The organism is Bradyrhizobium murdochi (assembly GCF_000472965.1).
Classification (GTDB): Bacteria; Pseudomonadota; Alphaproteobacteria; order Rhizobiales; family Xanthobacteraceae; genus Bradyrhizobium; species Bradyrhizobium murdochi.
Window position 1 is genome coordinate 1 of sequence record NZ_AXAU01000027.1, and the last position, 26,831, is coordinate 26,831.

At 63.2% G+C, this 26,831-nt stretch carries 22 protein-coding genes; 12 read left to right on the top strand and 10 right to left on the bottom strand.

Translation table 11 applies throughout. The features are described 5' to 3' along the window. A partial coding sequence (locus YUO_RS47360) for a DUF4372 domain-containing protein (protein ID WP_035727673.1) occupies nt 1-201 on the bottom strand: 201 nt, incomplete at its 3' end. A 139-nt stretch (nt 202-340) separates the two neighbouring features. Next, nucleotides 341-1,840 (bottom strand): glycosyltransferase family 39 protein, encoded by a 1,500-nt coding sequence (locus tag YUO_RS0132800; RefSeq protein ID WP_235782913.1) that lies wholly within the window; start codon nt 1,838-1,840, stop codon nt 341-343. Between the two features lie 404 nt (nt 1,841-2,244). On the opposite strand from YUO_RS0132800, the gene YUO_RS0132805 reads away from it, so the two are divergent. Next, complete coding sequence (locus tag YUO_RS0132805) at nt 2,245-3,975, top strand: adenylate/guanylate cyclase domain-containing protein (protein WP_028351034.1); 1,731 nt, start codon at nt 2,245-2,247, stop codon at nt 3,973-3,975. A gap of 224 nt (nt 3,976-4,199) precedes the next feature. Further along, a complete protein-coding gene (locus YUO_RS0132810) occupies nt 4,200-4,400 on the top strand; it encodes a cold-shock protein (RefSeq protein WP_028351035.1) in 201 nt (66 codons plus the stop codon). Between the two features lie 153 nt (nt 4,401-4,553). On the opposite strand, the gene YUO_RS0132815 is transcribed toward YUO_RS0132810, so the two are convergent. Continuing rightward, nucleotides 4,554-5,213 carry a hypothetical protein gene (locus YUO_RS0132815; protein WP_430649578.1) on the bottom strand — a complete coding sequence of 220 codons (660 nt, stop codon included), beginning with the start codon at nt 5,211-5,213 and terminating at the stop codon, nt 4,554-4,556. Between the two features lie 246 nt (nt 5,214-5,459). Here YUO_RS0132815 and putA point away from each other — a divergent pair, with 246 nt between their 5' ends. The 3 genes from putA (at nt 5,460) to YUO_RS0132835 (ending at nt 10,443) form a co-directional block, all read left to right on the top strand. Next, nucleotides 5,460-8,471 (top strand): bifunctional proline dehydrogenase/L-glutamate gamma-semialdehyde dehydrogenase PutA, encoded by a 3,012-nt coding sequence (gene putA / locus YUO_RS0132825; RefSeq protein ID WP_035728160.1) that lies wholly within the window; start codon nt 5,460-5,462, stop codon nt 8,469-8,471. Nucleotides 8,472-8,578: 107 nt separating this feature from the next. Continuing rightward, entirely contained in the window at nt 8,579-9,784 is a 1,206-nt protein-coding gene (locus tag YUO_RS0132830; protein WP_028351038.1) for a CaiB/BaiF CoA transferase family protein, read from the top strand. 11 nt (nt 9,785-9,795) lie between these two features. After that, a complete protein-coding gene (locus tag YUO_RS0132835) occupies nt 9,796-10,443 on the top strand; it encodes a glutathione S-transferase family protein (RefSeq protein WP_028351039.1) in 648 nt (215 codons plus the stop codon). A gap of 28 nt (nt 10,444-10,471) precedes the next feature. On the opposite strand, the gene YUO_RS0132840 is transcribed toward YUO_RS0132835, so the two are convergent. Further along, entirely contained in the window at nt 10,472-11,974 is a 1,503-nt protein-coding gene (locus YUO_RS0132840; protein WP_028351040.1) for a hypothetical protein, read from the bottom strand. Between the two features lie 90 nt (nt 11,975-12,064). Further along, nucleotides 12,065-13,051: a hypothetical protein gene (locus tag YUO_RS0132845; protein WP_028351041.1), complete on the bottom strand. Its 987-nt coding sequence runs from the start codon at nt 13,049-13,051 to the stop codon at nt 12,065-12,067. Nucleotides 13,052-13,289: 238 nt separating this feature from the next. On the opposite strand from YUO_RS0132845, the gene YUO_RS0132850 reads away from it, so the two are divergent. The 3 genes from YUO_RS0132850 (at nt 13,290) to YUO_RS0132860 (ending at nt 15,214) form a co-directional block, all read left to right on the top strand. Continuing rightward, nucleotides 13,290-13,664, top strand: coding sequence for a Crp/Fnr family transcriptional regulator (locus YUO_RS0132850; protein WP_028351042.1), 375 nt, complete (start codon nt 13,290-13,292; stop codon nt 13,662-13,664). Then, nucleotides 13,661-14,473: an MBL fold metallo-hydrolase gene (locus YUO_RS0132855; RefSeq protein ID WP_028351043.1), complete on the top strand. Its 813-nt coding sequence runs from the start codon at nt 13,661-13,663 to the stop codon at nt 14,471-14,473. Before YUO_RS0132850 ends, YUO_RS0132855 begins: the two co-directional genes overlap by 4 nt. A 126-nt stretch (nt 14,474-14,599) precedes the next feature. Continuing rightward, nucleotides 14,600-15,214, top strand: coding sequence for a glutathione S-transferase family protein (locus YUO_RS0132860; RefSeq protein WP_028351044.1), 615 nt, complete (start codon nt 14,600-14,602; stop codon nt 15,212-15,214). 338 nt (nt 15,215-15,552) lie between these two features. Here YUO_RS0132860 and YUO_RS0132870 read toward each other — a convergent pair whose 3' ends face one another. From YUO_RS0132870 to YUO_RS0132880, 3 genes are read right to left on the bottom strand one after another with little or no spacing between them, the layout of a single operon-like run. Next, complete coding sequence (locus YUO_RS0132870) at nt 15,553-16,050, bottom strand: TPM domain-containing protein (protein ID WP_028351046.1); 498 nt, start codon at nt 16,048-16,050, stop codon at nt 15,553-15,555. A gap of 2 nt (nt 16,051-16,052) precedes the next feature. Further along, nucleotides 16,053-16,943, bottom strand: coding sequence for a TPM domain-containing protein (locus YUO_RS0132875; protein ID WP_028351047.1), 891 nt, complete (start codon nt 16,941-16,943; stop codon nt 16,053-16,055). Between the two features lie 20 nt (nt 16,944-16,963). Then, a complete protein-coding gene (locus tag YUO_RS0132880; RefSeq protein ID WP_028351048.1) occupies nt 16,964-17,572 on the bottom strand; it encodes a LemA family protein in 609 nt (202 codons plus the stop codon). 161 nt (nt 17,573-17,733) lie between these two features. Between YUO_RS0132880 and YUO_RS0132885 the strand changes: the two genes are divergently transcribed. From YUO_RS0132885 to YUO_RS0132895, 3 genes are read left to right on the top strand one after another with little or no spacing between them, the layout of a single operon-like run. Further along, the gene (locus YUO_RS0132885) at nt 17,734-18,585 is read left to right on the top strand and encodes an enoyl-CoA hydratase (protein WP_028351049.1); all 852 of its coding nucleotides are present in this window, start codon (nt 17,734-17,736) and stop codon (nt 18,583-18,585) included. 21 nt (nt 18,586-18,606) lie between these two features. Continuing rightward, nucleotides 18,607-19,740 carry an acyl-CoA dehydrogenase family protein gene (locus YUO_RS0132890; protein WP_028351050.1) on the top strand — a complete coding sequence of 378 codons (1,134 nt, stop codon included), beginning with the start codon at nt 18,607-18,609 and terminating at the stop codon, nt 19,738-19,740. Between the two features lie 13 nt (nt 19,741-19,753). Continuing rightward, complete coding sequence (locus YUO_RS0132895) at nt 19,754-20,950, top strand: acyl-CoA dehydrogenase family protein (RefSeq protein WP_028351051.1); 1,197 nt, start codon at nt 19,754-19,756, stop codon at nt 20,948-20,950. A gap of 93 nt (nt 20,951-21,043) precedes the next feature. Here the strand turns inward: YUO_RS0132895 and YUO_RS0132900 are convergent, their stop codons facing one another. Beyond that, nucleotides 21,044-23,368, bottom strand: a complete 2,325-nt coding sequence (locus YUO_RS0132900) for a xanthine dehydrogenase family protein molybdopterin-binding subunit (RefSeq protein WP_028351052.1) — start codon at nt 23,366-23,368, stop codon at nt 21,044-21,046. 146 nt (nt 23,369-23,514) lie between these two features. Further along, a complete protein-coding gene (locus tag YUO_RS0132905; protein WP_028351053.1) occupies nt 23,515-24,615 on the bottom strand; it encodes a S1C family serine protease in 1,101 nt (366 codons plus the stop codon). A gap of 332 nt (nt 24,616-24,947) precedes the next feature. Here YUO_RS0132905 and ftsH point away from each other — a divergent pair, with 332 nt between their 5' ends. Continuing rightward, nucleotides 24,948-26,789: an ATP-dependent zinc metalloprotease FtsH gene (ftsH, locus tag YUO_RS0132915; RefSeq protein ID WP_028351054.1), complete on the top strand. Its 1,842-nt coding sequence runs from the start codon at nt 24,948-24,950 to the stop codon at nt 26,787-26,789. Nucleotides 26,790-26,831: the final 42 nt, after the last annotated feature.

Below are 26,831 nucleotides of genomic sequence, written 5' to 3' on the forward strand. Positions count from 1 at the left end.
CGGATTGGCATTGAAGCCCGCCACCACCCCGCGCAGACTGTCGTTCCTGCTCAGCTGCGCGTAGATCAGCGCCACCAGATGATCCCAGCTCTTGAATGACTTGTCGTAGGCATCCCCGCCCAGACGATCCACAACTGTCTGAAACTGCCGCCGATTGATCGGTTCAAGGAGCCTTCCAAAAATGCTATCGCGAAATCGCATGCTCGGCCTTCTGTGTCTCGACAACCAGAAAAGGCCGATTTGCCTCGGTCTCGCCGAGCATGCACCGCGACATAGTGAATCATTCCCCGGACAGCCCTGCCCGCAAGGGGGGAGGGAGCCGACCGCCCGCGCATCGAGGCTACGCAGCAACCGCATCACGCCCCCAATCGCCGGCCAGCACGCGCCAGCGGAACAGCGGCGAATCTGGCGGTGGCGAGAGTTCGGGAGTCCAGCCCGTCAATTTTTCCAGCGCGTAGGTATCCATCACCATCCCGCGCCAGACGCGCTCCACCCGCTCCAGCGGCTCGCGTTCTGCGGTGGTGAGATCCCACAGCGGCAGGCGATGGTCCGGCTCGCGGCCGACGTAGAGGCCGGGATGATCCTTGATCAGGTTCATGCCGGGATCGCGAAAGCCTTGAAACCGTCCGCGCTCGTTGATCTGGATGACCGGCACCTGCCCCTTGAAATGCCAGCGCAGCATTGCATAGGTGCGATAATCCGACGTGGCAATCCAGCTCGCACCGGTCTTCTGCAACTGATCCCGCGCGCGCGTCGCGACCTGCTGATAGCCGGCCTCGCCACCGATGGGATCGGTCCTGCCGATAAAATTCCAGGGCGCCGCGATGTAATAGAAGAACACGCCGACCACGAAGGCGATGCCGGAGATCACCGCCACCCTCGCCCACCGGAACGTCGATTGAACCATCCACTCCGAAAAGCCCTCGCGCGGCAGCATGACGAGGTTGATGGCGGTCGCGGCAAAGCCGGCGGGCCACAGGAACATCGGCCAGGTGTCGCCGACGCGGAGCGTCAGCGACTTCCAGAGGAAATAGAGGAACGGCACCAGCACGGCGGTCGACAGCAGGATCGCGACCGGCTCGCGCGTGCGGTAACCGCGCCAGGCCGTCAGCGTGACGCCGGACAGCACCACCGGCAGCAGCACGAAGCCGACAAGGCCGAATTGAAGCCCGATGAATTCGCCCACGGTGCGCAGCGACAATTGATGGGTCGCGACCGCGCGCACGAACTGGAAGCGGAACGAGGCCCAGTCGTGCTGCGCGTTCCAGATCAAGACCGGCGAAAACACGATCACCGCAATCAGCGTCGCTGCCCAAGGATATGGGCTGAGCAGCCAGCGGCGGCGCCAGTCCGGCACCAGCGCGAATGCCGCAACCGCCGGCAGCAGCATGATCGCGGTGAATTTCGACAGCAGCGCGAGCCCAGCGAACAGCCCCGCGGCAAGCCACCAGCGCGGGTTGCCGCTCTCGTTAAGCCGCACCAGCGCCCACAGCATCGCGACCGCAAACGGGATCATCGCGGTGTCGGGCGCGACCTTCGCCATCAGCAGCCCGTAATACAGCGCTGCTTCCGGCAACAGCATCGCGAAGATCACGGCGCGAACATCATGCGTCACGCGCCGGACGATGTCGGCGAGCAGGAGCTGCGTGACCAGCATCGCGACGATGCCGCCGAAACGCACGCCGAGATTGGTGTCGCCGAAGATCGCGGTGCCGAACCGGATCAGCCAGGCGATGCCGGGCGGATGATCGAGAAAAGCGAACGCGCTCTCCTTCGACCAGGTCCAGTAATAGGCTTCGTCGGTACGCAGATCGAGCACGCTGGCATAGACGAGGCGCATCGCCGTCAACGCGGCGATCAGCAACGCCACGGCAAGCCAAGGTGGCGTGGCGGGACGGTCCGGTTTGGCTTGGCTGTTATTGGGCGGGGCCATGGTCACGGCGCGCTTTTCCTCGACTGTGCCGGGAGTGTCAACGAGCCGCGGCGGAAAAAAGTTGATCGTCGTCCCTGCGAACGCAGGGACCCATAACCACCAATCATGATAAGGAAAACCGCATGGGCCACAGCGCCACTGAGAGGCCGCGGAGTATGGGTCCCTGCTTGCCGCCTTCGCTAAAGCTTCGGCGAGCCCAACGTCAAACCCCGGCGAAGCCTTGGCGAAGACGGGGCGCAGGGACGACGGGAGATGGTATTCATCGTATGAATTAGTCGCTACCATTGCCCGACATTGACCTTATGGATCGCATGGCCGCCCTCTCCCGAGACCAGATCACGACCTTCGTCCGAGGCATCAGCCTGCGGCAGGTCCGCCTTGTCACTGGGGTGATCCTGTTCGCCTATCTGGTCAGCCATTTCCTCAATCACGCGCTCGGCAACATCTCGCTCGAGGCGCTGGCGACCGGCGTCTATCTCCACACGTCGTTCTGGCAGTTCCTGCCGGTCACGATCCTGTTCTACGCGGCATGCCTGGTGCACACCGGGCTCGGCATCTGGGCGCTCTACGAACGCCGGCAATTCCGCTGGAAGGCGATCGAGCCGCTGCAGCTTGCGCTCGGCCTCAGCGTGCCGATGCTGATCATCGCCCATATCGTCGGCGTGCGGCTCGGCCAGACGCTCTACGGACATGAAAAGCTCTATCCCCAGGTGCTGTTCCTGTATTGGATCTGGGCGCCGTGGCGGATCTGGATGATGCTCGCGGTGATGACCATCGCGTGGGTGCATGGCTGCATCGGGCTGTATCTGTGGCTGCGGATGCGGGCGTTCTACAAGCGCGCCGCGCCGTTCCTGCTCGCCGCGGCCGTGCTGATCCCGACGCTTTCCATGCTCGGCTTCTATCAGAGCGGGCGCATGGTGATTGACAATGACAGCGCCGAATGGCGGGCGGAAACCCAGTCGCAGCGCCAGCTCGGCACGCGTGCCGAGGCGCAGGCGCTCGATCGCATCACCGACTATTTTCTGTTCGGCTATTTCGGCCTGATCGGCATCGCGCTGGTGGCGAGAGGCGCCCGCGCCATCAACGAGCGCCGCCGCGGCATGATCAGCCTGTCCTACGGCAGTGGCCGCACGGTGCGCGTGCCGAAGGGCCTTAGCGTGCTGGAGGCGAGCCTGCGCAACAACGTGCCGCATGCCAGCGTCTGCGGCGGCCGCGCCCGCTGCTCGACCTGCCGCATCCGCATCATCGGCGACTGCTCGGCGCTGCCAGAGCCTTCGCAGCGCGAGGCGTTCGTGCTTAGCCGGGTCGGCACGTCGGATCCATCCATCCGCCTCGCCTGTCAGTTACGGCCGCCATCCGATCTTTCATTCTTTCAACTCTTCCTGCCGCACACCTCCGCCGATGGTCACGAGTCGCACCCGACGCGGATTGGTCAGGAGCGCTATCTCGTCAGCCTGTTCGTGGACATGCGCGGCTCGACCAAGCTTGCGGAAAAGCGCCTGCCGTTCGACACCGTCTTCATCGTCAACCGCTTCCTCGGCGCGGTGTCGCAGGCGGTGCTCGCGAGCGGCGGCATGCCGAACCAGTTCGTCGGCGACGGCATGCTGGCGCTGTTCGGACTTTCGACCAGCCGGCAGGAAGCCTGCCGCCAAGCATTGCTGGCGGCTGCGATGATCGCGGCCAACATCGATGAATTGAATAAATTTCTCGAACATGATTTGCGCGAGCCGATCGGCTTCGGCATCGGCATCAACGGCGGCGAAGTGATCGTCGGCGATATCGGCTACCGCGATCACATGGTGTTCACCGCGCTCGGCGACGCCGTCAACGTCGCGGCGCGCCTGCAGGACATGACCAAGAGCCTTGCATGCGAAGTCGTCATCTCGGACGAAGTTCGCGCTACCGCAGGCCTCGCCGCCGATGCATTGCCGCAGCATGAAGTCGAGATTCGCGGACGCAACGAGCCGATGATCGTGCGCAGCGTGACAGATGCGCGGATGCTGCCGGCGCTGGCCAACGAAGAGCAAAGCGCCGCCGCATGAAATCGCCCAAAATTGGAGTTGCCGGCCGCCCGGCCACGTCAAATGGTCGCAAAACCGGCAAAACGGCTGGAATCGGCTGGGAATCGGGGCATTTTTGCCGAAATGGCCGGTCCGTTTACGCTATTCAGCCTGCCCCAACCCGCGTATCCTGATGGTACGGGCATGCCGGTTAGTGCGGGGACCGGCGGCTCGTATATTTTTTTGATTCCGCGGAGACGACGTGAATGGCTAAAGGTACGGTGAAGTGGTTCAATCCGACCAAGGGTTACGGATTCATCCAGCCCTCGAGCGGCGGCAAGGACGTGTTCGTTCATATTTCGGCAGTTGAGAAAGCTGGTCTTTCGACGCTCAATGAAGGGCAGACCGTCGAGTACGAAGAGATCGCCAACCGCGGCAAGACTTCGGCCGAGAATCTCAAGGTTTAGCGCGACCACGCAATCGGCAACGGCGCACTCTCGGAGTTAAATCCGGGAGTAAGGCTAGGGCCTAAGAAACTTCTCGAAACTGTGAGCGTTCGGCGGAGCGGGCACCGCTTCTGCACGCACGATGGTTAGATCGTTGCGCGAAAAACCGGCCGCTCAATCTTCCGTGACCCACTTCTGAACCGTCATCACGTCCGGTGGCTGCAGGTAACCGCGCGGCCAGAGATCGACGACCCATTCGACCTTGGTGGCGCGATCGACCAGCACCGCGGTGTTGTGCGGCGTCTGCAACACCAGCGTATTGCCGCGATAGCGCGGATCGCCGATCGCGTGATGCTTCAACAGGCCCCACTCCTGCAGCACCAGCAACAGGCTCGTGGTATTGCGCGTCGTATCCCAGCAATCGTAATTGTGCTTGTCGTCGAAGTAGCGGAAATCAGCTTTCGCCACGCGCTTGTTGGTGCCGATGATCGGCCCCATGCGGCGGTCGAACCACACCACCGCCTTCTGCACCGCCGCGCGTTCGGCCGCTGCCGAGGCGCGGCCCGCTGCCATGATCTGTGTCAGCGCGCTGCGGTCGGCGGCCGTGAAATCGAGGATCTCGCGGCGCCGGCACACGAAGCCGTAGCACACGGTCATGGATTTGGCTGAAGGCGGATAGATCGAAACCGAGCTGTAGAGATTGGCGACCTCGGCGCTCATCTCGACCGCTCTCGCCGGCGGCGCTCCAAACAGCGCAGCCAGAAGCACGCCAAGCGCGGCCGCGAAGCTATTCCGCGTTCGCCTTCCCTGTATCGGCGGAGTGGCGCCTCTCATGATCCCTGCTGTTCCCAAGCGACGGCGTGCCTGACGATTAGCGCGGCTCCTGCACGCTGCCAACCAGCAAGCCCGCGATCTGTGGATCAGGCCGCGGAAATTCCGGCCGCTGTGTTTTCCATGCGCCAGTCGGTTCCGCCGGCGCCGCCATCGCCGACGCAATTGAGGGGACTTGCGGGCCTGTTCCGCCCATCCGGGCCCCGTTAGACTGGACGAAGCCAAGAGAAATCCCATGCTGGAAATCCCATGCTGATTCCTCCGTCGCCGCTTCCACCCTTCAGCGCGCCCTACGCGCCCGATGACCTCGCGATGGCCACCCGCCTGCTCCAGGCCGCGCGGCTGGACGCGGCGCAGGAGCGGCGCATCGATCGCGCAGCGACTGCGCTGATCAAGGCCATCAGGGCCAATGACGACCCGCTGGGCGGGGTCGAGGACATGCTGCGCGAGTTCGCGCTGTCGACCAAGGAGGGGCTGGCGCTGATGGTGCTGGCGGAAGCGCTGTTGCGGGTCCCGGACGCCCGCACCGCCGACCAGTTCATCGAGGATAAGCTCGGCCAGGGCGACTTCATCCATCATGAAACCAAGTCGAGCGCCTTCCTGGTCAACGCCTCAGCGTGGGCGCTCGGCATGTCGGCCCGCGTGATCCAGCCCGGCGAGACCCCGCAGGGCACTATCGGACGGCTGACCAAGCGGCTAGGCGCGCCCGCGGTGCGGGCGGCAACGCGGCAGGCGATGCGACTGATGGGCAATCATTTCGTGCTCGGCGAGACCATCGAGGCGGCGCTGTCGCGGGCGCAACCGCATTCCGCGCGCCAGCAACGCTACTCCTTCGACATGCTCGGCGAAGGCGCCCGCACCGCCGACGACGCCGCGCGCTACTTCACTTCCTATGCCAGTGCCATCGAGGCGATCGGCCGCACGGCCGATGACCGTCCCCTGCCCAACCGGCCCGGCATCTCGGTCAAGCTCTCGGCACTACATCCCCGCTTCGAAGCGGTGAGCCAAGCGCGGGTGATGGACGAACTGGTCCCGCGGCTGATCGACCTCGCCCGGCAAGCCAAAGCCTATGATCTCAATTTCACCGTTGATGCTGAGGAAGCGGACCGGCTGGAATTGTCACTCGACGTGATCGCTGCCGCCTTCGCTGATCCCTCACTTGCGGGCTGGGACGGATTTGGCCTCGCGATCCAGGCCTATCAGAAACGGGCCAGTGACGTGATCGATTACGTCGATCGTCTCGCACGCAGCCTCGACCGCAACATGATGGTGCGGCTGGTCAAGGGCGCCTACTGGGACACCGAGATCAAGCGCGCGCAGGAACGCGGGCTCGACGGCTATCCCGTGTTCACCCGCAAGGCGATGACGGACCTGAACTACGTTGCCTGCGCAAAACAGATGCTGGCGCTGCGGCCACGGATATTTCCGCAGTTCGCCACCCACAATGCGCTCACCGTCGCGACCATCCTCGAACTGGCAACGGAGCAGAGCGGATTCGAATTCCAGCGCCTGCACGGCATGGGCGAGGCTCTCTACGTAAAGCTAGGCGAGGACCGTCCCGATATTGCTCATCGCACCTACGCGCCGGTCGGCAGCCACCGCGATCTCCTCGCCTATCTGGTGCGGCGATTACTGGAGAACGGCGCCAATTCATCCTTTGTTGCGCTCGCCGCCGACGAGGCGGTGCCGGTCTCGCAATTGCTGCGGCGCCCCGCTGATATCGTCGGCAGCGCCAACAATGCCAGACATCCGAATATCCCGCTGCCGCGCGATCTCTATGGGCCGCAACGAAAAAACTCCCGCGGAATCGAATTCGGTGAACGCGCGGCGTTGAGCAAACTCGTCTCGGCCATCGCTGCGGAACGACTGCCCGCATCCGGAAGCATTGCGGATACGACGGAGATGGAGGCGAATGCGGCGGTATCGGCCGCACGCGCCGGCTTCACGAACTGGAGTAGAACGCCGGCCAAAACACGCGCAGCCGTGCTGAAAAAAGCTGCGGATCTCCTGGAGGCCCGCGCGGCACATTTCATCGCGCTGCTGCAACGAGAGGGTCGCAAGACGCTGGACGATTCGGTATCAGAAGTCCGCGAAGCCGTGGATTTCTGCCGCTACTATGCGGCGCAGGGACGCGAGCTGTTTGGCGATGGCAAGCCGCTGCCGGGGCCGACCGGCGAGAGCAATATGCTCCGTCTGCGCGGCCGCGGCGTCTTCGTCGCGATCTCGCCGTGGAATTTTCCGCTGGCGATATTCCTCGGACAGGTCACGGCGGCATTGATGGCGGGCAACGCGGTCGTCGCGAAGCCGGCCGAGCAGACGCCGCTGATTGCGGCTGAGGCCATCAGGCTGTTGCACGAAGCCGGCGTGCCGGCATCCGCGCTGCATCTGGTGGCGGGCGACGGCCGGATCGGCGGCGCGCTGGTGGCGCATCCCGACATCGCCGGCGTCGTCTTCACCGGCTCGACAGAAGTGGCGCGCACGATCAATCGCGCGCTCGCGGCCAAAGATGGACCGATCGTGCCGCTGATCGCCGAGACAGGCGGCATCAATGCGATGATCGTCGATGCCACCGCGCTGCCCGAACAGGTCGCCGACGACGTCGTGACCTCAGCATTCCGCTCCGCCGGCCAGCGCTGCTCGGCGCTGCGGCTGTTGTTCCTGCAGGACGACGTCGCCGACCGCGTGATCGAGATGATCGCCGGCGCGGCGCGCGAACTCGTCATCGGCGACCCCAGTGATCCGGCCACGCATATAGGACCCGTGATCGATGCCGAGGCCAAGCAGCGGCTGGACGCGCATATCGAAAGGATGAAGAAAGAAGCCCGGGTGCACTTTGCAGGTGAGGCACCACAAGGCAATTACGTCGCGCCGCATATTTTTGAACTGTCCGATGCCGGCCAGCTCACGGAGGAAGTGTTCGGCCCGGTGCTGCATGTGGTGCGCTATCGCGCCGAGCGGTTCGACGAGGTGCTGCAATCGATCGAACGCTCCGGCTACGGGCTCACCCTCGGCATCCATTCCCGGATCGACGATACGGTGGAAGACACCATCGAGCGTCTGCAGGTCGGCAATATCTATGTCAACCGCAACATGATCGGTGCCGTCGTCGGCGTGCAGCCGTTCGGCGGTCACGGGCTATCCGGCACCGGGCCCAAGGCCGGCGGGCCGCATTATCTCGCGCGTTTTGCAACCGAGCAGACGGTGACCATCAATACGGCGGCTGCCGGCGGAAATGCAGCGCTGATGTCTGGCGGCGAGTAGTTGCATCGCTCACCCCACATGGGCCAAATGGCATCCGAATTCCAGCTTTCGCTGGCGGTAATTCCGACTTACGAAAAAATCAACAAGCCACACGGAGCGGCGGCACTATGGAAAAGGGTATCTTCGACGGCCTCAAGGTTCTGGATTGCGCGAGCTTCATCGCCGCGCCCGCGGCCGCCACCGTGCTGTCGGATTTCGGCGCCGACGTGATCAAGATCGAGCCGCCCGGCTCCGGCGACCCCTACCGCAATCTGCCGAATTTGCCGGGCTACCCGCATAGCGAGCATAATTTCGCGTGGATGCTGGAAGCGCGCAACAAGAAGAGCCTTGCGCTCGATCTCTCCAAGCCCGAGGGACAGGCGGTGCTGCATCACCTCGCCGCCCAGGCCGACGTCTTCATCACCAATTATCCACCGCAGGTGCGCCAGCGGCTCGGCATCACCCACGAGCATCTGGCGCCCCACAACGAGCGCCTGATCTACGCTTCGTTCACCGGCTACGGCGAGAAGGGCGAGGAAGCCAACAAGCCCGGCTTCGACTCCAACGCCTATTGGGCGCGCTCCGGCCTGATGGACCTGGTCCGTGCGGATGAACACACCACACCGGCGCGCTCGATCGCTGGCATGGGCGACCACCCTTGCGCGATGGCGTTTTATGGCGCGATCGTCACCGCACTCTACAAGCGCGAGCGCACCGGCAAGGGATCGCATGTCAGCTCCAACCTGATGGCCAACGGCGTCTGGGCCGCTTCGGTGCTGGCGCAAGCAAAACTGGTCGGCGCGAAATTCGGCGAACGCCGCCCGCGCGAGCGCGCGTTGAACGCGGTGACGAACCACTACCAGTGCAAGGACGGACGCTGGCTGATCCTCTCCCTGCTCAACGAGGACCGGCAATGGCCGACGCTGGCGCGCTGCCTTGGCCGCGAGGATCTCGTTACCGATCCCCGCTTCGAGACCAAGAAGGAACGTCACGCGCGGTCGGTCGAGCTGATCAAGATTTTCGACGAAACCTTTGCGACCAAGGACCTTGCGGAATGGCGCAAAATCCTCGACGGCAACGGCCTGGTATTCGGCGTGGTCGGCATCCTCGACGATATTCCGAACGACAAGCAGATGATCGAAAACGAGGTACTGGTGCCGTTCGAAAACGATACCATGCTGACCGTCAACAGCCCGATATGGGTCGACGGCAGCCGCAAGGTTCAGCCGCGCAAGCCGCCAGCCATCGGCGAGCATAGCGATGAAATTTTACGTAACGCCGGTTATGATGAGGCAGCAATCAAAGCGCTGCGCTCAGCCGGCGCGGTGGCGTAGGTCGAAAAGCCATGCCCAGATATCGACTGCATTACTTCCCGGAGTCGGGAAACAGCTACAAGCTCGCGCTGATGCTCACTCTGTGCGGGCAGACATTCGAACCGATCTGGACCGATTTCGGCGGCGGCGTCACGCGTACGCCGGAATGGCGGCGCGACGTCAACCCGATGGGCGAAATTCCGGTGCTCGAAGTGGATGGCGAGCGTCTCACCCAGACCGCGCCGATCCTGCTCAAGCTGGCAAAGCAATTCGGCCGGTTCGACGGCGAGACCGAGCAGCAGAAGTTCGAATTGCTGCGCTGGCTGTTCTGGGACAACCACAAGCTCACCGGCTACATGGCGACCTACCGCTATTTCCGCACCTTCACGCCGTCGCCGGACGAGCACGTGCTGAAACATTTCCGCAGGCGGCTCGACGATTTCCTGTCGATCCTCGAACAGCACATGCAGAAGAATGCATTCGCCATTGGCGAACGACCGACGGTGGCCGACATTTCCATGATGGCCTATCTGCATTATCCCGCTGACGAGACCGGATATGATTGGGCTGTGAGCCATCCCGCGATCAACGCGTGGCTCGGGCGGATGGCGCAACTGCCCGGCTGGAAGTCGGCCTATGATCTGTTGCCGGGCAAGCGCTTGACGCATTACGCCAAATAATCGTGCGGCCAAGTGACCTTGCGTATCGCTAGCGACTTTTGACGAAGCACATGCCGATGCGCGAGGTCTTGCCGGCGGCTTGACAGGTCAGGCCTTCGGCGCAGGTCCAGTCGCGAAAACTCGCGTCAGCATTGGCGGCCGGTTTGCCCTGAACATAGCAATGCGCGCCCCAGCCGTCGAAATAATTGCTGCCGGCGAGTTCGGTGCTGCCGCGCAACTGCGGACGGTTGGCAAATCCGCGCGAATAATCCGGCGGCTTGCCGTCGCGGAGTGCCACGAGAATATCGCGGCGACGGATCTGGTCGCCGAAGAAATGCGGCGACGCCGGCACGACGGTTGAATTGGAAGTTTTGTCAGCCATCCAGTCGACGCCAGGGAAATGAAGACCACCGATGCCGCGCGTCTGATGGCAGCCGGAACAGGTCACGTCGTTGAGCCGCCGTTCGAACCCGGCAAGCGAGCGGATATTCTGCAACTTCGCGCCGCCTTCCGTGGCCTTCCTTAACGCCGTCACCACGTCAGCCTCGCTGAACACGGCGCCCTCTCCTTGTACCAGCCCGAATTCCGGCTCCAGATCCGATGGATCGAATCCGACCGGCGTTGGCGCGATCGCGCCATGCGCGAGGAATTTTTCCGGGATCAGCACGGTGCCGCGATCGAACGCAACGAGATTGACGGGATCGAGCAGCCATGCCCTGAACTCGCGCTTGAAGCCATCGTCCGCCAGAAGGCGCGCACGGTCGATCTGGTTCTCCATCGGCGATTCCACGAACGCTCGCGCTTGCCGGTCGTAGCGAAACACCTTCAGGAGATAATCGGTACGGAAGTCGCGAACCGAGGATTTCGGCGCGTGCGCGATCTGGAGATTGGTCTCGATGCGGTCGATATTCTGATAGTCGATCAGATCGAGCGGGCCGCCGCTCGCCGACGGCTCTCCGCCAAGCCAGCGCCTGGCAATTTCGGAGCACGTGATCGCCGCGCCCTCGCCTCTTGCCTTCAGCACTAGGTTCAGCGTCATCGGCAGCCGCGGGGGCGCCGCATCGTCACCCGCCGCCTTGTTGATCCGCGTCAGGCGGTAAATCAGGCGTATCTCGCCACAGCTTGCTTCCGCGGTGAAAGTGCGGTCCATGCGATTGACGATGCCGGCCAGCACGAACCGCGTCTCTTGTGAATAGAGCAGCGTGCGGTCGAACAATTGGAAATCAAAGCCCTGGCCGACGCCGATCGTTTCCTTTGAAAGGCTCGCGTTATGCCGCGCTATGTAGCGATCGAACTCGCTGTCGATCGCCTGCCGGACCGCCGCCATCGATGGCAAAGCGAATAGTTCGCTGTTGGCAAGCGGGGTATCCGCCGACCGCTCCGTCACCAGCATGCGGTCGAGGCGAAATTTTCCGCCATCTAGCTCGCGCAACGTCGCGGGATCGGTGATGGCGGCACCGCGCTCAAGCGCCGCATCTTGTGCCGCAGGCGCCGGCAAAACACCCCACAGCAAGGCGAACAAGATGGCGAGAAATCGTGGCGCGCGGCTCATGTCGCAACTAACACCGCGCAAAGAGGTCTATTCAAGAAAAAAGGCGCCTCACATCGCCGTGAAGCGCCTTGCTGTTGGTTTGTCGTGCCGTTAGCGCGCGACGATCAGGCCCTTGCTGGTCACGACCACCCAGCGGCCGTCCTGCTTGCGAATGGCGTCGACCCGGCCGAGGCCGGGCACGGGATCACCGGCATAGACCTCATACATGCCGCGGCGGCTCTCGATCAGCGCGCTGCCATTGCCAATATCGCGCAATACCCAGCCTTCGACGGTCGGCAGCCGGGCGACTTCAGGCTTGGGCGGAGCCGCGGGTGCTGCGGCGGCAACCTGCTGCGGCACCGAGCCGGTCACTTCCTTCGCAGGGGCCGGCGCGGCCGCAGCGGTCGTTGCGGAGGCCTGGGCAGCGCGGAGCTTGTCGACGCTCTCGCTAAGCTTGGCGAGTTTGGCGGCGGACTCGGCCTGCGCCTTCTCGACCTTGTCGAGGCGATCGCTGGCCTTGTTGAGCTGGCCTGTCGTCGTCTTGGACGTCTGCTCCAGGCTCGCCTTCAGTGCACCGATCTCGGCATCGAGCCGCGCCACCGAGGCTTCGAGCGCGCTGTCCTTCGCCGACGCCACGGCCGAATCTCCGGCCATCAACTTTCCAATGCCTGTGGTCGCCAACGCGCCACCGAGAGCGCCGGCCACGGTCGCCAGCGCCACGACGGCGGCCATGGCCCCGATCCTGCGCTTGCCGGACGATGCCTCCGCCGGCGCGGCCTTCGCCTCAGTGCCGACGCGGTCGCCAGGCGACATGATTGTCACATTGCCGGGAAAGCGCGGCGCTTCCGGCTTTACGGCGTCGATCTTGGGAGCCTCGACCTTTGGCGTCTCAACCTTTGGCGCTTCCATGTTGACGGCGTCCACCTTGGGCGCGTCCGGCTTCGGTGAGGTCTCTTCCTGCTCGGGCGCCAGTCTAACGGGCTCGATCTCAGCCGCGGCAGCCACCGGCTCGCTCGGCGCCGGTTTGTCCGGTGCGGCTGGCCCGGCCCCAAGGGTTCCGGTCTCACCGCTGGTGGGCTGGGATTGTTGATCGCTCACGTTGGATTCTCCAGAATTGATTGACCATTTGGTAACTTTTATTGCTTGCCAAATCGTTACCGGCCCGGGCCTTACCGAAATTTTAGGAACTGATCCGGTCCGGTTTTGGCCTGATACACGTCAGCCATCCCGTTCCAGTGTCCTATGCTGCCTTGCGGCATCCGTGGTTCCGTTTGCGCCGGCTCTTTTCCCGACTAACATGGACGCAACCGACCAGCCAGAAAGGCAGGGGGCCACCATGACCATCGAGAAATGCATCAACGAGTTTGATGTAGATGACGTCATTTTTGAGGAAGGCTCGGCCGGGAGGGAACTGTTCGTCGTGCTCGACGGCCAAGTCGAGATTGCCAAGATGAACGGCGCCAGCAAGACCGTCATCGCCACGCTCGGCAAGGGTGAGTTCTTCGGCGAGATGGCGGTCATCGACGGCTCGGCGCGTTCGGCAACGGCCATTGCGGCCACCCCACACACCCGCGTGATGCGGATCAATCACGCCCGCTTCGTCTACCTGGTGAGCCAGCAGCCGGCCTTTGCGCTGATGATCATGGATGCGCTCAGCAAGCGCTTGCGGGCCTCCAATACGGTGGCCTTCCGAGCCGCGGGCGGTTCATGAGCGAGCGCAGACCAAGCCCGTTCAAGACGCTGCTCGAGAGCGACGTCTGTACGCTGATCCAGGCCGCCGAAGACGTCTATCAGGTCCGCTTCAAGAACCGTGGGGCGAACGCCTATCTGGTGCGCGGAAGCTCGCGCATCATCCTGATCGATGTCGGGCTGTCCTCGAACTATCCGCACCTGCTGACGTCTCTCGATCACATCGGGGTGAAGCCCGACGATATCGATATGGTAGTGCTGAGCCACGAGCATCTCGATCACATCGGCGCCGCGTATCATTTCCACGGCCGCGCCTTCATCGCCGCGCACAGGCTCGCTGCCAACAAGATCATGCTGCGCGACGACTTCTCAATGCTGCGCAAGATGTTCAACGAGCCGAACGTGCCGATCAACATCGATCTCTGGCTGGAAGAAGGCAATCTGATCGACCTCGGCAATTTCCGCCTCAACGTGATGCACACGCCAGGCCATACCTCGGCCTGCATCACGCTGTTCGACCAGGACAAGAGACTGCTGTTCGCCTCCGATACGCTGATGCCCGGCGGCGTGATGGGCGGCGTGTTCGGCTCTGGCAGCATTGCCGACTACATCCAGTCGCTGGAGCGGCTGAAGGGCCTGAACTCAAAGATCCTGCTGTCGGGCCACGGACGGCTGTCCGACACGCCGCAGGAGGATGTGCGGATCGCGATCCAGCGCTCGCATGGATTGTTGTCGGACACTGCGCAATTATTCGACGCGCTGGATGCGCGAGCGAATTTCGAGCCGATCATGCAGTCGGTGCGCGACCTCAACAAGCTCGACGACAGCTAGGCCTGCCGGCCCGCAACATTTTCCGCAGCGTCGAATGTGATCCGCCCATTTGACAAATGGAACGGCGGCCTGTTGAACAGCTCTCAACAACGAAGCCTGCAAAAAAACATCGGGAGAGACAGCAACATGAAATTATACGACTCGGTCGGACCGAACCCGCGCATCGTCCGCATGTTTATGGCGGAGAAGGGCATCGAGATGCCGAAGCAGACGGTCGATCTGCGCAAGGGAGAGAACCGCGAGGCCGAGCATTTGAAGCGCAATCCGCACGGCCAGATGCCGACGCTCGAACTCGACGATGGCAGCTATCTGTCGGAGATCACCGCGATCTGCGAATATCTCGAAGAGAAGCATCCGAACCCACCACTGATCGGCACCACGCCGGAAGAACGCGCCGAATGCCGGATGTGGACGCGCCGCGTCGACCTCAACATCTGCGAGCCGCTCGCCAACGGCTTTCGTTTCGGCGAAGGCCTGAAGTTTTTCGAGAAGCGCATCCTCTGTGCGCCCGGGGCCTCGCCCGGCCTGAAGATGATCGCCGCCAACCGGCTGCAGTGGCTCAACGGCCAGATGGCCGATGGTCGCCAATATATTTGCGGCAAGCGTTTCACGCTGGCGGATATCCTGCTCTATGGCTGGCTCGATTTCGGCGGCCAGGTTGGCCAGCCGCTCGATACGGCGAACACCAATATCGTGGCCTGGATGGCGCGCGTCGGAGAGCGGCCTTCGGTAAAAGCCTAGTCCAGTTCCAGAACAGCTTGCGGGATAGTAGCGACCCTATAGCGCAACTTGATCGCGCGAGGTGACGCCACGAATCGCACAATGTCGAGCGTTTCGCTATCCGCTTGATCAAGAAAAAGGCCGGCGGGCGTTACGCCGCCGACCTTGTCTTGCAACTGCCGGCTCGCGGGTCCGGTTCCGTTGCTTTGCATTCCGCTTACTGCATCTACCTTGATCGGTACCACCCAGTGCCCGCTGATGCCATTGCACGCAGGTATGGCCAAGCCGTCCAGAGGTAGCCTCACACTATGGAAACGGATGGCGCCAACTATCCAGAGGTTTAGGGCAGTGGTAGCGAGCTACAGTACCACCGGCGCATCCGGGAGTTCATTCGGCCCGCCGCCCGCCTTCGGAAAATGCGTCGCCAATTCGCGCGACACCGCCGCGACGCCCTTGGTCACGCCGCGTTCGAAATCCCCTGCCCTGAAATCCGCTTCCATCTCCTTGCAGATCGTCTCCCAGCCGGCCGCGCCGACCTTAGCATCGATCCCACGGTCGGCGACGATTTCGACGTCGTGATCGGCGAGCAAGAGATAGATCAGCACGCCGTTATTGTCGGCGGTATCCCATATCCGCAAATGCGAAAAGACGTCCAGCGCCCGCTCACGCGCCGGCTGGTTGCGAAACAGCGGTGCGCCGTCGAGTGCGCCTTCGACCACGAAACGGACCTGCCCGGAATGAGTTGCCTCGCCCGCTTTGATCGCCTGTTCGATCCTCGCCAAGACGGCTGGCGGAAAATCGCGGCGGCGGCGCCAGTGATGCTGGAGAAGATGCCTGATGATACGTCCGATGCTCATGTCTACCAGCTCCCCGATGCACCACCGCCGCCAAAGCTGCCGCCGCCACCGCGGAACCCGCTGTCGCTGGAGCTGCTACCGCCGGACCAGGAGCCGCCGCTGCCACCGACCCATCCACTGTCTCTGCCGCGGCGTCCCACGCTTGGGCCCATCGAGCCCATGTTCTGGACAAGGAAACTTACGACGAACGCGATAAAACCGATGAGGATTGCCGCTGCGAGCGATCCCACAACGAACCAGCCGAAGACGCCTACAATGCCGCCGGTAGCCGCCGCGCCGATGAATCGGCCGAGCACCGCCCTCAGCACCCCGCCGACAATGAAAACGAGGACGAGGATAAATGGATTGAGCGGGTCGACATAGTTGGACAGGCCGGGGCTTTGCCAGTGTGGCGGTTCCGGCTCCGGCAGTTTCTCGCCATTGGCGACCGCGATCATCCGGTTGACGCCCGCCGAAACACCGCCGGCGAAATCGCCGCTCTTGAATTTTGGCGTGACGTCCTCGTCGATGATGCGCTTGGTGGTGGCGTCAGTTAGCGCGCCCTCGAGGCCGTAGCCGACCTCGATCCGCAAGCGGCGATCATTCTTGGCGATCACGAGAAGCGCGCCGTCGTCGATCTTCTTGCGGCCGATCTTCCAGGCTTCCGCGACGCGGAGCGCGAATTGCTCGATGGCCTCGCCGTCCGTCGTCGGCACGATCAGCACCGCGATCTGGCTGCCCTTTCTCGCCTCGAGATCCCTAAGCTGCTGCGTCAGCGCGGCAACGTCGCCGGCAGCGAGCGTGCCGGTCTGATCGACGACCCGCCCGCTCAAGGGCGGCACCGCGACGAGCGCCAGGGCTGACGCGGCCCAGCACAGCAGTAACGCAAGAAGGGACGCTCTCGCAGCGTTCATCGCAGTGGCCTTTTCAGCCGCTACTTGGCGGGCGCCGGCGTCGGGCTGAAGTCCACCTTCGGCGCCGTCGAGATCGCCTTCTCGTTCTCGACCGCAAAATTCGGCTTTTCCTGGTAGCCGAACGCCATCGCCGTGAGATTGTTCGGGAAGGTGCGGATGCTGACATTGTAATCCTGCACCGCCTTGATGTAGCGGTTGCGCGCCACCGTGATGCGGTTCTCGGTGCCTTCGAGCTGCGCCATCAGGTCGCGAAACAGCGCATCCGATTTGAGCTGCGGATAATTTTCCGTGACGACCAACAGCCGCGACAGCGCGCTCGTTAGTTCGCTTTGGGCGGACTGGAATTTCTGGAACGCAGCGGGATCGTTCAGCACCTCCGGCGTGGCCTGGATGCTGCCGACCTTGGCGCGGGCATTGGTGACGCCGAGCAGCACGTCCTTTTCCTGCTGCGCAAAGCCCTTTACCGAATTGACGAGGTTGGGCACCAGATCGGCGCGGCGCTGGTACTGGTTGACCACTTCTGACCACCCCGACTTGACCCGCTCGTCATTGGTCTGGATGGCGTTGTAGCCGCAATTGGTCAGACTCAGCGTCGCCAGCGCCGCCAGTACAGTCCAAACTCTGCGCATCGAACTCTCCCAAAGGAAAGTTCAACGCCAACCCATCTGATTGGTTGCGTCTGGCATGCAAGGCGCGAGCCTGCTTCTGGTTCATTTTGCAGCCGATTGCCCTTGCCTATCATTCGCCGAAATAACAACATGGCCGATAATAATAATTGAGGGAGGGCCGATTGACCGCTTTCGAAACCATTGTCGTGGAGCGGCCGGAGCCGCGCATCGCGCGGATCGTGATGAACCGGCCCGAGGCGCGCAACGCGCAGAACCTGCAGATGACCTACGACCTCAACGCCGCCTTCGATCAGGCGGTGCAGGACGACGCGGTCAAGGTCATCATTCTCGCCGGCAACGGCCCGCATTTCTCGTCAGGGCATGACCTGCGCCCCGGGGCTAAGAATACTGCCGGCGTGGATTTTCCGCCGGTCGGAAATTGGGGCGGGTTCGCCGAACCCAACGCCCACGGCCGCTTTGCGCGCGAGCAGGAAATCTATCTGCAGATCACGCGGCGCTGGCGCAACCTTGCAAAGCCGACGATTGCCGAAGTGCATGGCAAATGCATCGCCGGCGGATTGATGCTGGCCTGGGCCTGCGACCTCATCGTCGCAAGCGATGATGCCGAGTTCTGCGATCCCGTGGTCACCATGGGCGTCTGCGGCGTCGAATGGTTCGTGCATCCCTGGGAGCTAGGTCCGCGCAAGGCCAAGGAATTGCTGTTCACCGCCGACGTCTGGAGTGCGCAGGAAGCGCACCGGCTCGGCATGGTCAACCACGTGGTGCCGCGGGACGAGCTTTCCTCCTTCGTGATGAAGCTTGCTGAAAGGATCGCGGCAAAACCTTCCTTCGCGCTGAAGCTGACGAAGGAAGCGGTCAATCGCTCGGTCGACGTGATGGGACAGCCCGCGGCCATCGAACAGGCATTCGCGCTGCATCAGCTCTGCCACGCGCACAATCTTCAGGAATTCGGAATGATCGTGGATCCCGCGGGCCTCCATCCCTCCGTCCGGAAACCGGCACAGGCCAGCTAAGAAAAGGTAAAAGCAAATCAGATGGACCTCACTTTGAGCGACGAGCAGCGATTGCTGCGCGAAAGTGCCGACCGCTTCGTCAACGAGACTTACACCGCCGATCACCGCCGCATGATCGCGAACGACCCGCTCGGCTTCAGCATGGATATCTGGAAGCAGTTCGCCGATCTCGGCTGGCTGGCACTGCCGATTGCCGAGGCACATGGCGGCCTCGGCGGCGGCGCCATCGAGATCGGTATCCTGATGGAAGCATTTGGGCGCGGCCTCGTTACCGAACCTTATCTCTCCACCGTCGTCATCGGCGCTTCGCTGATCTCGGCGTGCGGCACGGAAACGCAGAAGCAGGCGCTATTGCCGAAAATTGCCGATGGTTCACTGATTCTGACATTCGCGCATTCCGAACGACAGGCGCGCTACGACCTTGCCAAGGTGGCTACGACAGCGAAGAGAACACCTGACGGCTGGCGTATCGATGGACAGAAGATCGCCGTGCTCGACGGCAACGCCGCTGGGCAGATCATCGTCTCGGCGCACATCGATGGCGGCAAGATCGGTCTGTTCATGGTGCCGCAAGGCGCGGCCGGCCTCACCTCACGTGATTTCCCCCGCCTCGGCGGCGGCCGGGCCTGCCACCTCGAACTCAGGGATGTGCAGCTTCCCGCCGATGCCCTGCTCGGCGATGGCAGCGACGCGCTGCCGGCGCTCGAAGTCGTGGTCGACCGCGCCATGGCTGCGCTCGGTGCCGAAGCCGTCGGCATCATGCAGACCTTGCTCGACCAGACACTGGAATACACCAAGATACGAAAGCAGTTCGGCCGGCCGCTGTCCGCCAACCAGGTGATCCGTCATCGCCTCGCCGATATGGCCATGCAATGCGACGAGGCGCGCTCGATGGCGCTGCGCGCCGCGCTGATGGCCGATGCCGAACCGGTCGCGCGCAGCCGCGCCGCCTCGGGCGCCAAAGCCAAGATCGGCAAATGCGCGCGCTTCGTCGCCGAACAGTCGGTACAGCTTCACGGCGCGATGGGCGTTACCGAAGAGCTGGACATCGGCTCCTACTTCAAGCGGCTGCTCGCCTTCGAGACGCTGTTCGGCGGCAGCGCCCATCATTATCGCCGCCACGCCGCCCTCGGCGGCCGTGGCGTCCACGTCTGAACAGGAGCGCAAGATGGATCTCACTTTCAGCGCCGAAGAGCGCGCCTTCGAACAGGAAGTGCGCGACTTCATCGTGGTCAACCTGACGCCGGAGATGAAACGCGCCACCGCGCTGACGCCCTCGGTATTCTCCGATCCCGATATCGGCATGGCCTGGCAGCGCGCACTGCACAAGAAGGGCTGGGGCGCGCCGGGCTGGCCGGTGGAATATGGCGGGCCGGACTGGACCCCGGCGCAGCGCTGGATATTTGAGGCCGAATGCGCCCGCGCCGGCGTGCCCAATGTGAACGTGATGGGCGTCAAGATGGTCGGCCCGGTCATCATCGGCTTCGGCTCGCTCGAGCAGAGGAACTTTTATTTGCCGCGGATTCTCTCGGGCGAGGATTACTGGTGCCAGGGCTATTCCGAGCCGGGCTCGGGCTCCGACCTTGCCTCGTTGAAAACCCGCGCCGTGCGCGACGGCGACGACTACATCATCAACGGCACCAAGATCTGGACCACGCACGCCCACCACGCCAACCGGATGTTCGCGCTGGTGCGCACCAACGAGACCGAGCGGCAGCAGGACGGCATCTCCTTCATCCTGATCGACATGAAGACCCCGGGCATTACGACGCGGCCGATCCTGACCATCGGCGGCGACCACGAAGTCAACCAGGTATTTTTCGACGACGTACGGGTGCCCGTCGCCAACCGCGTCGGCGAGGAAGGCAAGGGCTGGACCTACGGCAAATATCTGCTCGAGTTCGAGCGCGGCTCCGGCATCGCCTCGGCCAAGCTGCGCGACGCACTGAAGACGGTCTCTAGCCTTGCCGAATCTGACGCGACCGGCCGCGCCATCGGCGATCCCGATATCGCGGTGCGGATGTCGGAGATCGAGGTCGATATCGACGCGCTCGAGATGACGGAATTGCGCGTGCTGTCGGCGCTGCAGACCGGGCAAAATCCCGGCGCGGTGTCATCGCTCCTAAAGCTGCGCGTCAGCGAAATCCGCCAAGCGGTAACGCGGCTCGGCGTCGACGTGATCGGCAATGACCGGCTCTATGTCGAGCCAATGCGGCCGCTCTACCGGCTCAACGAGGTGCCGGGAATCCCCGAGGAATTGCTTCCCGTCGTGCCTGAATATCTGAACGGCCGGGCCTATACGATCTTCGGCGGCTCGTCAGAGATCCAGCGCGACATCGTCGCAAAGATGGTGTTGGGGCTGTAAGTGCCTCTCGGTCATTCCGGGGCGCGCAAAGCGCGAACCCGGAATCTCGAGGTTCCGGGTTCGATGCTACGCATCGCCCCGGAACGACAACGTTTACGTTCCCGCCCTCGCATCCCTTATCGCCTGCCAGATCTTCGCCGGCGTCAGCGGCGTGTTGAGCTGCTTGATGCCGAGCTCGCTCAACGCATCCATCACGCCGTTGGTGACGCAGGGCGGGCCGCCGATGGCGCCGGATTCGCCGCAGCCTTTGGCGCCGAGCGGGTTGGTGCGGCACGGCGCGGAATCGTCCAGCGTCACGGCGATCGGCGGAATGTCGTCGGCGCGCGGCACGCAGTAGTCCAGGTAACTCGCGGTCAATAGCTGCCCTTCCTCGCTGTAGGCGACGCCCTCATAGAGCGCCTGCCCGATGCCTTGGGCGACGCCGCCGTGCACCTGGCCGGTCACCAGCATCGGGTTGACGGCAATGCCGACGTCATCGACCGTGGTGTAACGCACCACCTTGCTGACGCCGGTTTCCGGATCGATTTCGACCTCGCAAATGTGAGTGCCGTTCGGCCAGCTCGGGCCGTCGACTTCGCCTTCGGAATCGACGGAGAGCCGCGCGCCATCTTCGTTCTTCGCGATCTCGAACAGGCTGATGCGCTTGTCGGTGCCGACCACCGTCAGCCAGCCGTCGCGGTACTCGATATCCTCGATGGACGTTTCCAGCACGTTCGAGGCCTTCTCGCGCGCCTTCTGGATCATGTCGTTGGTCGAAACTGCAACCGCCGTGCCGCCGACAAACAGCGAGCGCGAACCGACGCTGCCGAAGCCGGTGGCGAGATCGGTATCGCCCTGCACGACGTCGATCTTGTCCATGGGGATGCCGAGCGTATCGGATATCATCTGCGTGTAAGTGGTCTGCAGGCCCTGCCCCATCGCCATGGTGCCGGAATGCAGGATAATGCGGCCTTCCGCGGTCGCGTGCAGGCTGACCTTTTCGGTATGCGCCCGCCCGCCGGTCCATTCGATATAGCTGGTGAGGCCGCGACCGTAGAGCAGGCCCTTCTTCTTCGCCGCCTTCTTGCGCGCGTTAAAACCGTCCCAGTCCGAAAGCTCGGAGGCGCGCGACAGCATGTACGCGAAGGCGCCGGAGTCGTACACCTGCCCGACCGCATTGGTGTAGGGCAGTTGCGCCGGCTTGATGTAGTTCAGCTTGCGGATGGTACGCGGGTCGATTCCGATCTGACGCGCGGCAGCATCCATCAGCCGCTCGACGATGAACACGGCTTCGGGCCGCCCGGCGCCGCGATAGGCGCCGACCGGTGCGGTGTGGGTCATCACCGATTTCACCTCGAAATGCACCAGCGGCAGGTCGTAGACGCCGGTCTGCACGAAGGGCCCGAGCACCAGCGGAATGATATTCGCGGTCCCCGACGAGTACGCGCCGGTGCCTCCGATCGAACGCACGCGGTAAGCGAGCACGCGGCCCTTGGCGTCGAGCGCGAATTCGCCGGTCGAGGTAAGATCTCGGCCATGGGTGCCGCCGACGAACTCGTCGGTGCGGTCGCCGCGCCAGCGGATCTTCTTGTTCAGCTTGGTCGCGGCGTAAGCAACGATGCCGTCCTCGGGATAGAGGCTGGTCTTCTGGCCGAAGCCGCCGCCGATGTCGCCGACCAGCACGCGGACGCTGTCCTTCGGCCGCTTCAGAATGGATTCCGCGAGCAAATCCCGGGTCGAGCCGGGCGTTTGCGACTGCACGTGCAGGATCAATCGGCCTGTTTTCTTCTCGATCTCGGCAATCGTCGAGCGAGGCTCCATCGCGGAGGGCACCAGCCGCTGGCTGACCAGGTCGAGCGAGACCACATGCGCAGCCTTGGCAAAGGCCTCCTCGACCTTGGCGGCATTGCCGTAGCTCATGGCAGCGACGATGTTGTCGGGCGCCTCGGGCCATACTACGGGTGCGCCGGGCTTCACCGCCTCGACAGGGTCGACCACCGAGGGCAGCACCTCGTAATCGACCACGATCGCTTCGGCCGCGGTCTGCGCCAGCACGCGCGATGTTGCGACCACGGCGGCCACAGCTTCGCCGGCATACCGCACGATTTCATGCGCAAGCAGACGTCGCGGCGGCACCGTCATCGGCGATCCATCCGGCCGCTTGAAGATCGCGAGCGTCGGGATGGTGCCAACATCGTCCTTGATCAGCTCCGCGCCGGTATAGATCGCGTGGACGCCCAGCATCCCGGCGGCATCAGTCGTATCGATCGAGACGATTTTGGCATGGGCATGGGGCGAGCGCAGCACGTAGAGCCAGAGCGCGCCCTCGTCGGGCTTGTCGTCGATGAACTGCCCCTTCCCGGTGAGCAGTCTCTGGTCTTCCAAACGCTTGACCGGCTGGCCCGCACCGAAACGCATATTGCCGGGAAGAATGTTCATCAGTTTGTCCTTAGCTTGTTCGGATTGGGCGGGGTTTTAGCGGTTTTTCACCGCGAGACAACTCATTCAGCCCGCTGCAACAAAAGCGCCAGCGCTGAAGACGCAAGCACCGCAGCAGGGCACGATTCTGCCTTCAGAGGGGACTATTAGCCGCGGCTGATATCCACGATGTCGACGTTGACATCGCGCGTTTCCGAACCGCGTTTCAATGTGATGCGGACGCTTTTGCCTGCACCGACCTGCTCGATCTGGTCGGTCAGGTCGGAGAGCCGGTGAACCGGCTTACCATCGGCTTGAACGATCACGTCGCCGAGCGCGCCCGAGTTGAAATCGACGCCACGGATGCCGGCCCGTTCGGCCGGACTTCCGGGCGCGGTGCGCACGACGATCACCCCTTCGACGCCCATGCGCGTCGCAACGGCTTCGCCGGCGGCGACGATCCCGATCCCCGGGGTCGGCACCCGACCATTCTTGATGAGCTCGGGCACGATACGATTGACGATATCGGCCGGAATGGCGAAGCCGATGCCGGCGCTGGAGCCGGAGGGCGAGATGATGGCCGTGTTGACGCCGATCAACCGTCCCGCCGAGTCCAAAAGGGGGCCACCGGAATTGCCGGGATTGATCGCGGTGTCGGTCTGGATCACGTTGGCGATCTCGCGACCGCTGCTGGTCGGCAGCCGCCGCTTGAGCGCGCTGATGATTCCGCTCGTCAGCGATTGATCTAGTCCGAATGGGTTGCCGATCGCAAATGCAATTTGGCCTACCTTGAGGTCATTAGAACTGCCAAGCGCCACCGGCGGCGGCAGTTGGCGCGGATTCCGGATCCGCAGCACCGCCAGATCGTAGTTCGGTGCAACGCCGACGATTGAAGCTTGGGCCACCTCCCCTGAGGCAAAGCGAACTGCTACCTCGCGGCCATTTTGCACGACGTGATTGTTGGTGACCACATGACCGCTACTGTCCCAGACAAAGCCGGTGCCGGAGGCTGCCGGGCCCGAGGTTGCCGGGCTTTCGTCTTCGGCAAAGGGATTGGCCATGGAGGATCGTGCCGCAACCTGCACGACAGACGGCGAGACCCGCTCGAAAAGCTCGATGTTTGCGCGCTCGGCGTCGGACAGTGGGCCCCGCTGGTCGACGCTGCGGGCGACTGTATTGGTCCACGGGCTGTAGCGGATATTGGAGAGGGTAAGCGCCACCAGTACGGCTGCGATGGCGGCTAATGAAAGCGCGAAGCGACGATTCATCGATCACTCACTTGATATCGCGATATCGCGCAAAGCGCGCGATGCGGAAGGTAAGCAGTCCGGGCATCATCACACCAACCAAACGTCCTGGCCGGACTAAAGTTTCTGAACTTTCAGAGACTTAATCATGCGGCAAAATCGACCAGCGGGCCTGATTTATGCATGACGGTTTGTCGCGCAAGCGGCGCGGCCTTGAAACCAAATCCTGCCATTCTAATTGTTCTAAAGCCGCAGTCCGTCATTGCGCCGCCGGTCCTGATCGGGCGCCTGGCATGGCCATCAGGCAAAGGTCCCGATGCGGCTTCCTGCGACAAGGCGTCCGGAGTTGCGAGATGAACAACAAGACGCGTTTCAATATCGGATATGCGATCGCCGCGATCTTTGCAGTCTTGATCATCCAATATTTCGTTTCCACAGCGAGCCAGATCGCTATCATTCCCTACAGCGAATATCAGCAATTGCTGAAGCAGGGAAAGGTCGCGACCGTCGGCATCTCCGACCGCACCGTGCAGGGCACCCTGAAGGAGCCGCTATCCGGCGGACAAAAGCAGTTCGTCACCACGCGCGTCGATCAGGAGACCGCACAAGAGCTCGAGAAATATAACGTAAAATTCACCGGCCAGATCGAGAGCACTTTCCTGCGTGACTTGCTGTCTTGGGTCATGCCGGTGCTCCTGTTCTTCGGCCTGTGGTGGTACATCGCCAGACGCGCTGCAGAAGGCGGCGGCCTTGGCGGCGGGCTGATGGCGATCGGCAAGAGCAAGGCAAAGATCTATGTCGAGTCCAATACCGGCGTGAATTTTTCCGACGTCGCCGGTGTCGACGAAGCCAAGGACGAGCTGCGCGAGGTCGTCGACTTCCTGAAAAATCCGACCGACTACGGACGGCTCGGGGGGCGCATGCCCAAGGGCGTGCTGCTGGTCGGTCCGCCCGGCACCGGCAAGACGCTGCTGGCCAAGGCGGTGGCCGGCGAGGCCAGGGTGCCGTTCTTCTCGATTTCAGGTTCGGAATTCGTCGAGATGTTCGTCGGCGTCGGCGCGGCGCGGGTGCGCGACCTGTTTCAGCAGGCACATCAGAAAGCGCCTGCCATCATCTTCATCGACGAACTCGATGCGCTCGGCCGCGCCCGCGGCATCGGGCCGTTTGCGGGCGGCCACGACGAGAAGGAGCAAACGCTCAATCAGCTTCTGGTCGAACTCGACGGCTTTGACTCGCGCTCCGGCCTCGTTATCCTCGCCGCCACCAACCGGCCGGAAATTCTCGATCCGGCACTTCTGCGCGCCGGTCGCTTCGACCGCCAGGTGCTGGTCGACCGCCCCGACAAGAAGGGCCGCACCGAAATTCTTAAAGTTCATATGAAGAAGGTGCAACTCGACTCCGGCGTTGATCCCGAGGCGGTCGCTGCACTGACGCCCGGTTTCACCGGCGCCGACCTTGCCAATCTGGTCAACGAAGCCGCGCTGCTGGCGACACGGCGCGGCGCCACTGCCGTCGCAATGACCGATTTCAACAACGCGGTCGAGCGCATGGTCGCGGGGCTGGAGAAGCGAAACCGGCTGCTCAATCCGAAGGAGCGCGAGATCGTTGCCTATCACGAGATGGGTCACGCCTTGATCGCGCTGTCGCTGCCGGGCGTCGATCCCGTGCACAAGGTGTCGATCATCCCGCGCGGCGTCGGCGCGCTCGGCTACACCATCCAGCGCCCGATCGAAGATCGCTTCCTGATGACCAAGGAGGAACTGGAGAACAAGATGGCGGTGCTGCTCGGCGGCCGGGCGGCGGAGTTGATCGTGTTCAACCACCTGTCCACCGGAGCCGCCGACGATCTTCGCCGCGTCACCGACATCGCCCGCAGCATGGTGACGCGCTACGGCATGTCCGAAAAGCTCGGCGGCGTCGCCTACGAGCGCGATCCCGGCAATTTCCTGGCCGGCGCCGATCGGCCCTTCCCCACGCGCGATCGCGATTATGCCGACGAAACCGCTGCGGCAGTCGACGAGGAGGTTCGCGCGATCGTCGACCGGGTGTTCGACCGCGCGCAGGGCATCCTGAAGGCGCGCCGTGCGATCCTGGATCGCGCAGCGAAAAAATTGCTGGCGAAGGAAACCCTGGAGCAGAGCGACCTCGAAGCGCTGATGCGCGAAACGCCGAAGGAGGCGCTGCGGGCGATCTAAGCTACGCCGGAAATTGTAGGGTGGGCAAAGCGAAGCGTGCCC

What these genes read in the sequence shown, in the direction of transcription:
- YUO_RS0132800 (WP_235782913.1), bottom strand. Translation starts at nt 1,840, where the DNA reads ATGCGCCTCGTCTATGCCAGCGTGCTCGATCTGCGTACCGACGAAGCC.
- YUO_RS0132805 (WP_028351034.1), top strand. Translation starts at nt 2,245, where the DNA reads ATGGCCGCCCTCTCCCGAGACCAGATCACGACCTTCGTCCGAGGCATC.
- YUO_RS0132810 (WP_028351035.1), top strand. Translation starts at nt 4,200, where the DNA reads ATGGCTAAAGGTACGGTGAAGTGGTTCAATCCGACCAAGGGTTACGGA.
- YUO_RS0132815 (WP_430649578.1), bottom strand. Translation starts at nt 5,213, where the DNA reads ATGAGAGGCGCCACTCCGCCGATACAGGGAAGGCGAACGCGGAATAGC.
- putA (WP_035728160.1), top strand. Translation starts at nt 5,460, where the DNA reads ATGCTGATTCCTCCGTCGCCGCTTCCACCCTTCAGCGCGCCCTACGCG.
- YUO_RS0132830 (WP_028351038.1), top strand. Translation starts at nt 8,579, where the DNA reads ATGGAAAAGGGTATCTTCGACGGCCTCAAGGTTCTGGATTGCGCGAGC.
- YUO_RS0132835 (WP_028351039.1), top strand. Translation starts at nt 9,796, where the DNA reads ATGCCCAGATATCGACTGCATTACTTCCCGGAGTCGGGAAACAGCTAC.
- YUO_RS0132840 (WP_028351040.1), bottom strand. Translation starts at nt 11,974, where the DNA reads ATGAGCCGCGCGCCACGATTTCTCGCCATCTTGTTCGCCTTGCTGTGG.
- YUO_RS0132850 (WP_028351042.1), top strand. Translation starts at nt 13,290, where the DNA reads ATGACCATCGAGAAATGCATCAACGAGTTTGATGTAGATGACGTCATT.
- YUO_RS0132855 (WP_028351043.1), top strand. Translation starts at nt 13,661, where the DNA reads ATGAGCGAGCGCAGACCAAGCCCGTTCAAGACGCTGCTCGAGAGCGAC.
- YUO_RS0132860 (WP_028351044.1), top strand. Translation starts at nt 14,600, where the DNA reads ATGAAATTATACGACTCGGTCGGACCGAACCCGCGCATCGTCCGCATG.
- YUO_RS0132870 (WP_028351046.1), bottom strand. Translation starts at nt 16,050, where the DNA reads ATGAGCATCGGACGTATCATCAGGCATCTTCTCCAGCATCACTGGCGC.
- YUO_RS0132875 (WP_028351047.1), bottom strand. Translation starts at nt 16,943, where the DNA reads ATGAACGCTGCGAGAGCGTCCCTTCTTGCGTTACTGCTGTGCTGGGCC.
- YUO_RS0132880 (WP_028351048.1), bottom strand. Translation starts at nt 17,572, where the DNA reads ATGCGCAGAGTTTGGACTGTACTGGCGGCGCTGGCGACGCTGAGTCTG.
- YUO_RS0132890 (WP_028351050.1), top strand. Translation starts at nt 18,607, where the DNA reads ATGGACCTCACTTTGAGCGACGAGCAGCGATTGCTGCGCGAAAGTGCC.
- YUO_RS0132895 (WP_028351051.1), top strand. Translation starts at nt 19,754, where the DNA reads ATGGATCTCACTTTCAGCGCCGAAGAGCGCGCCTTCGAACAGGAAGTG.
- YUO_RS0132900 (WP_028351052.1), bottom strand. Translation starts at nt 23,368, where the DNA reads ATGAACATTCTTCCCGGCAATATGCGTTTCGGTGCGGGCCAGCCGGTC.
- YUO_RS0132905 (WP_028351053.1), bottom strand. Translation starts at nt 24,615, where the DNA reads ATGAATCGTCGCTTCGCGCTTTCATTAGCCGCCATCGCAGCCGTACTG.
- ftsH (WP_028351054.1), top strand. Translation starts at nt 24,948, where the DNA reads ATGAACAACAAGACGCGTTTCAATATCGGATATGCGATCGCCGCGATC.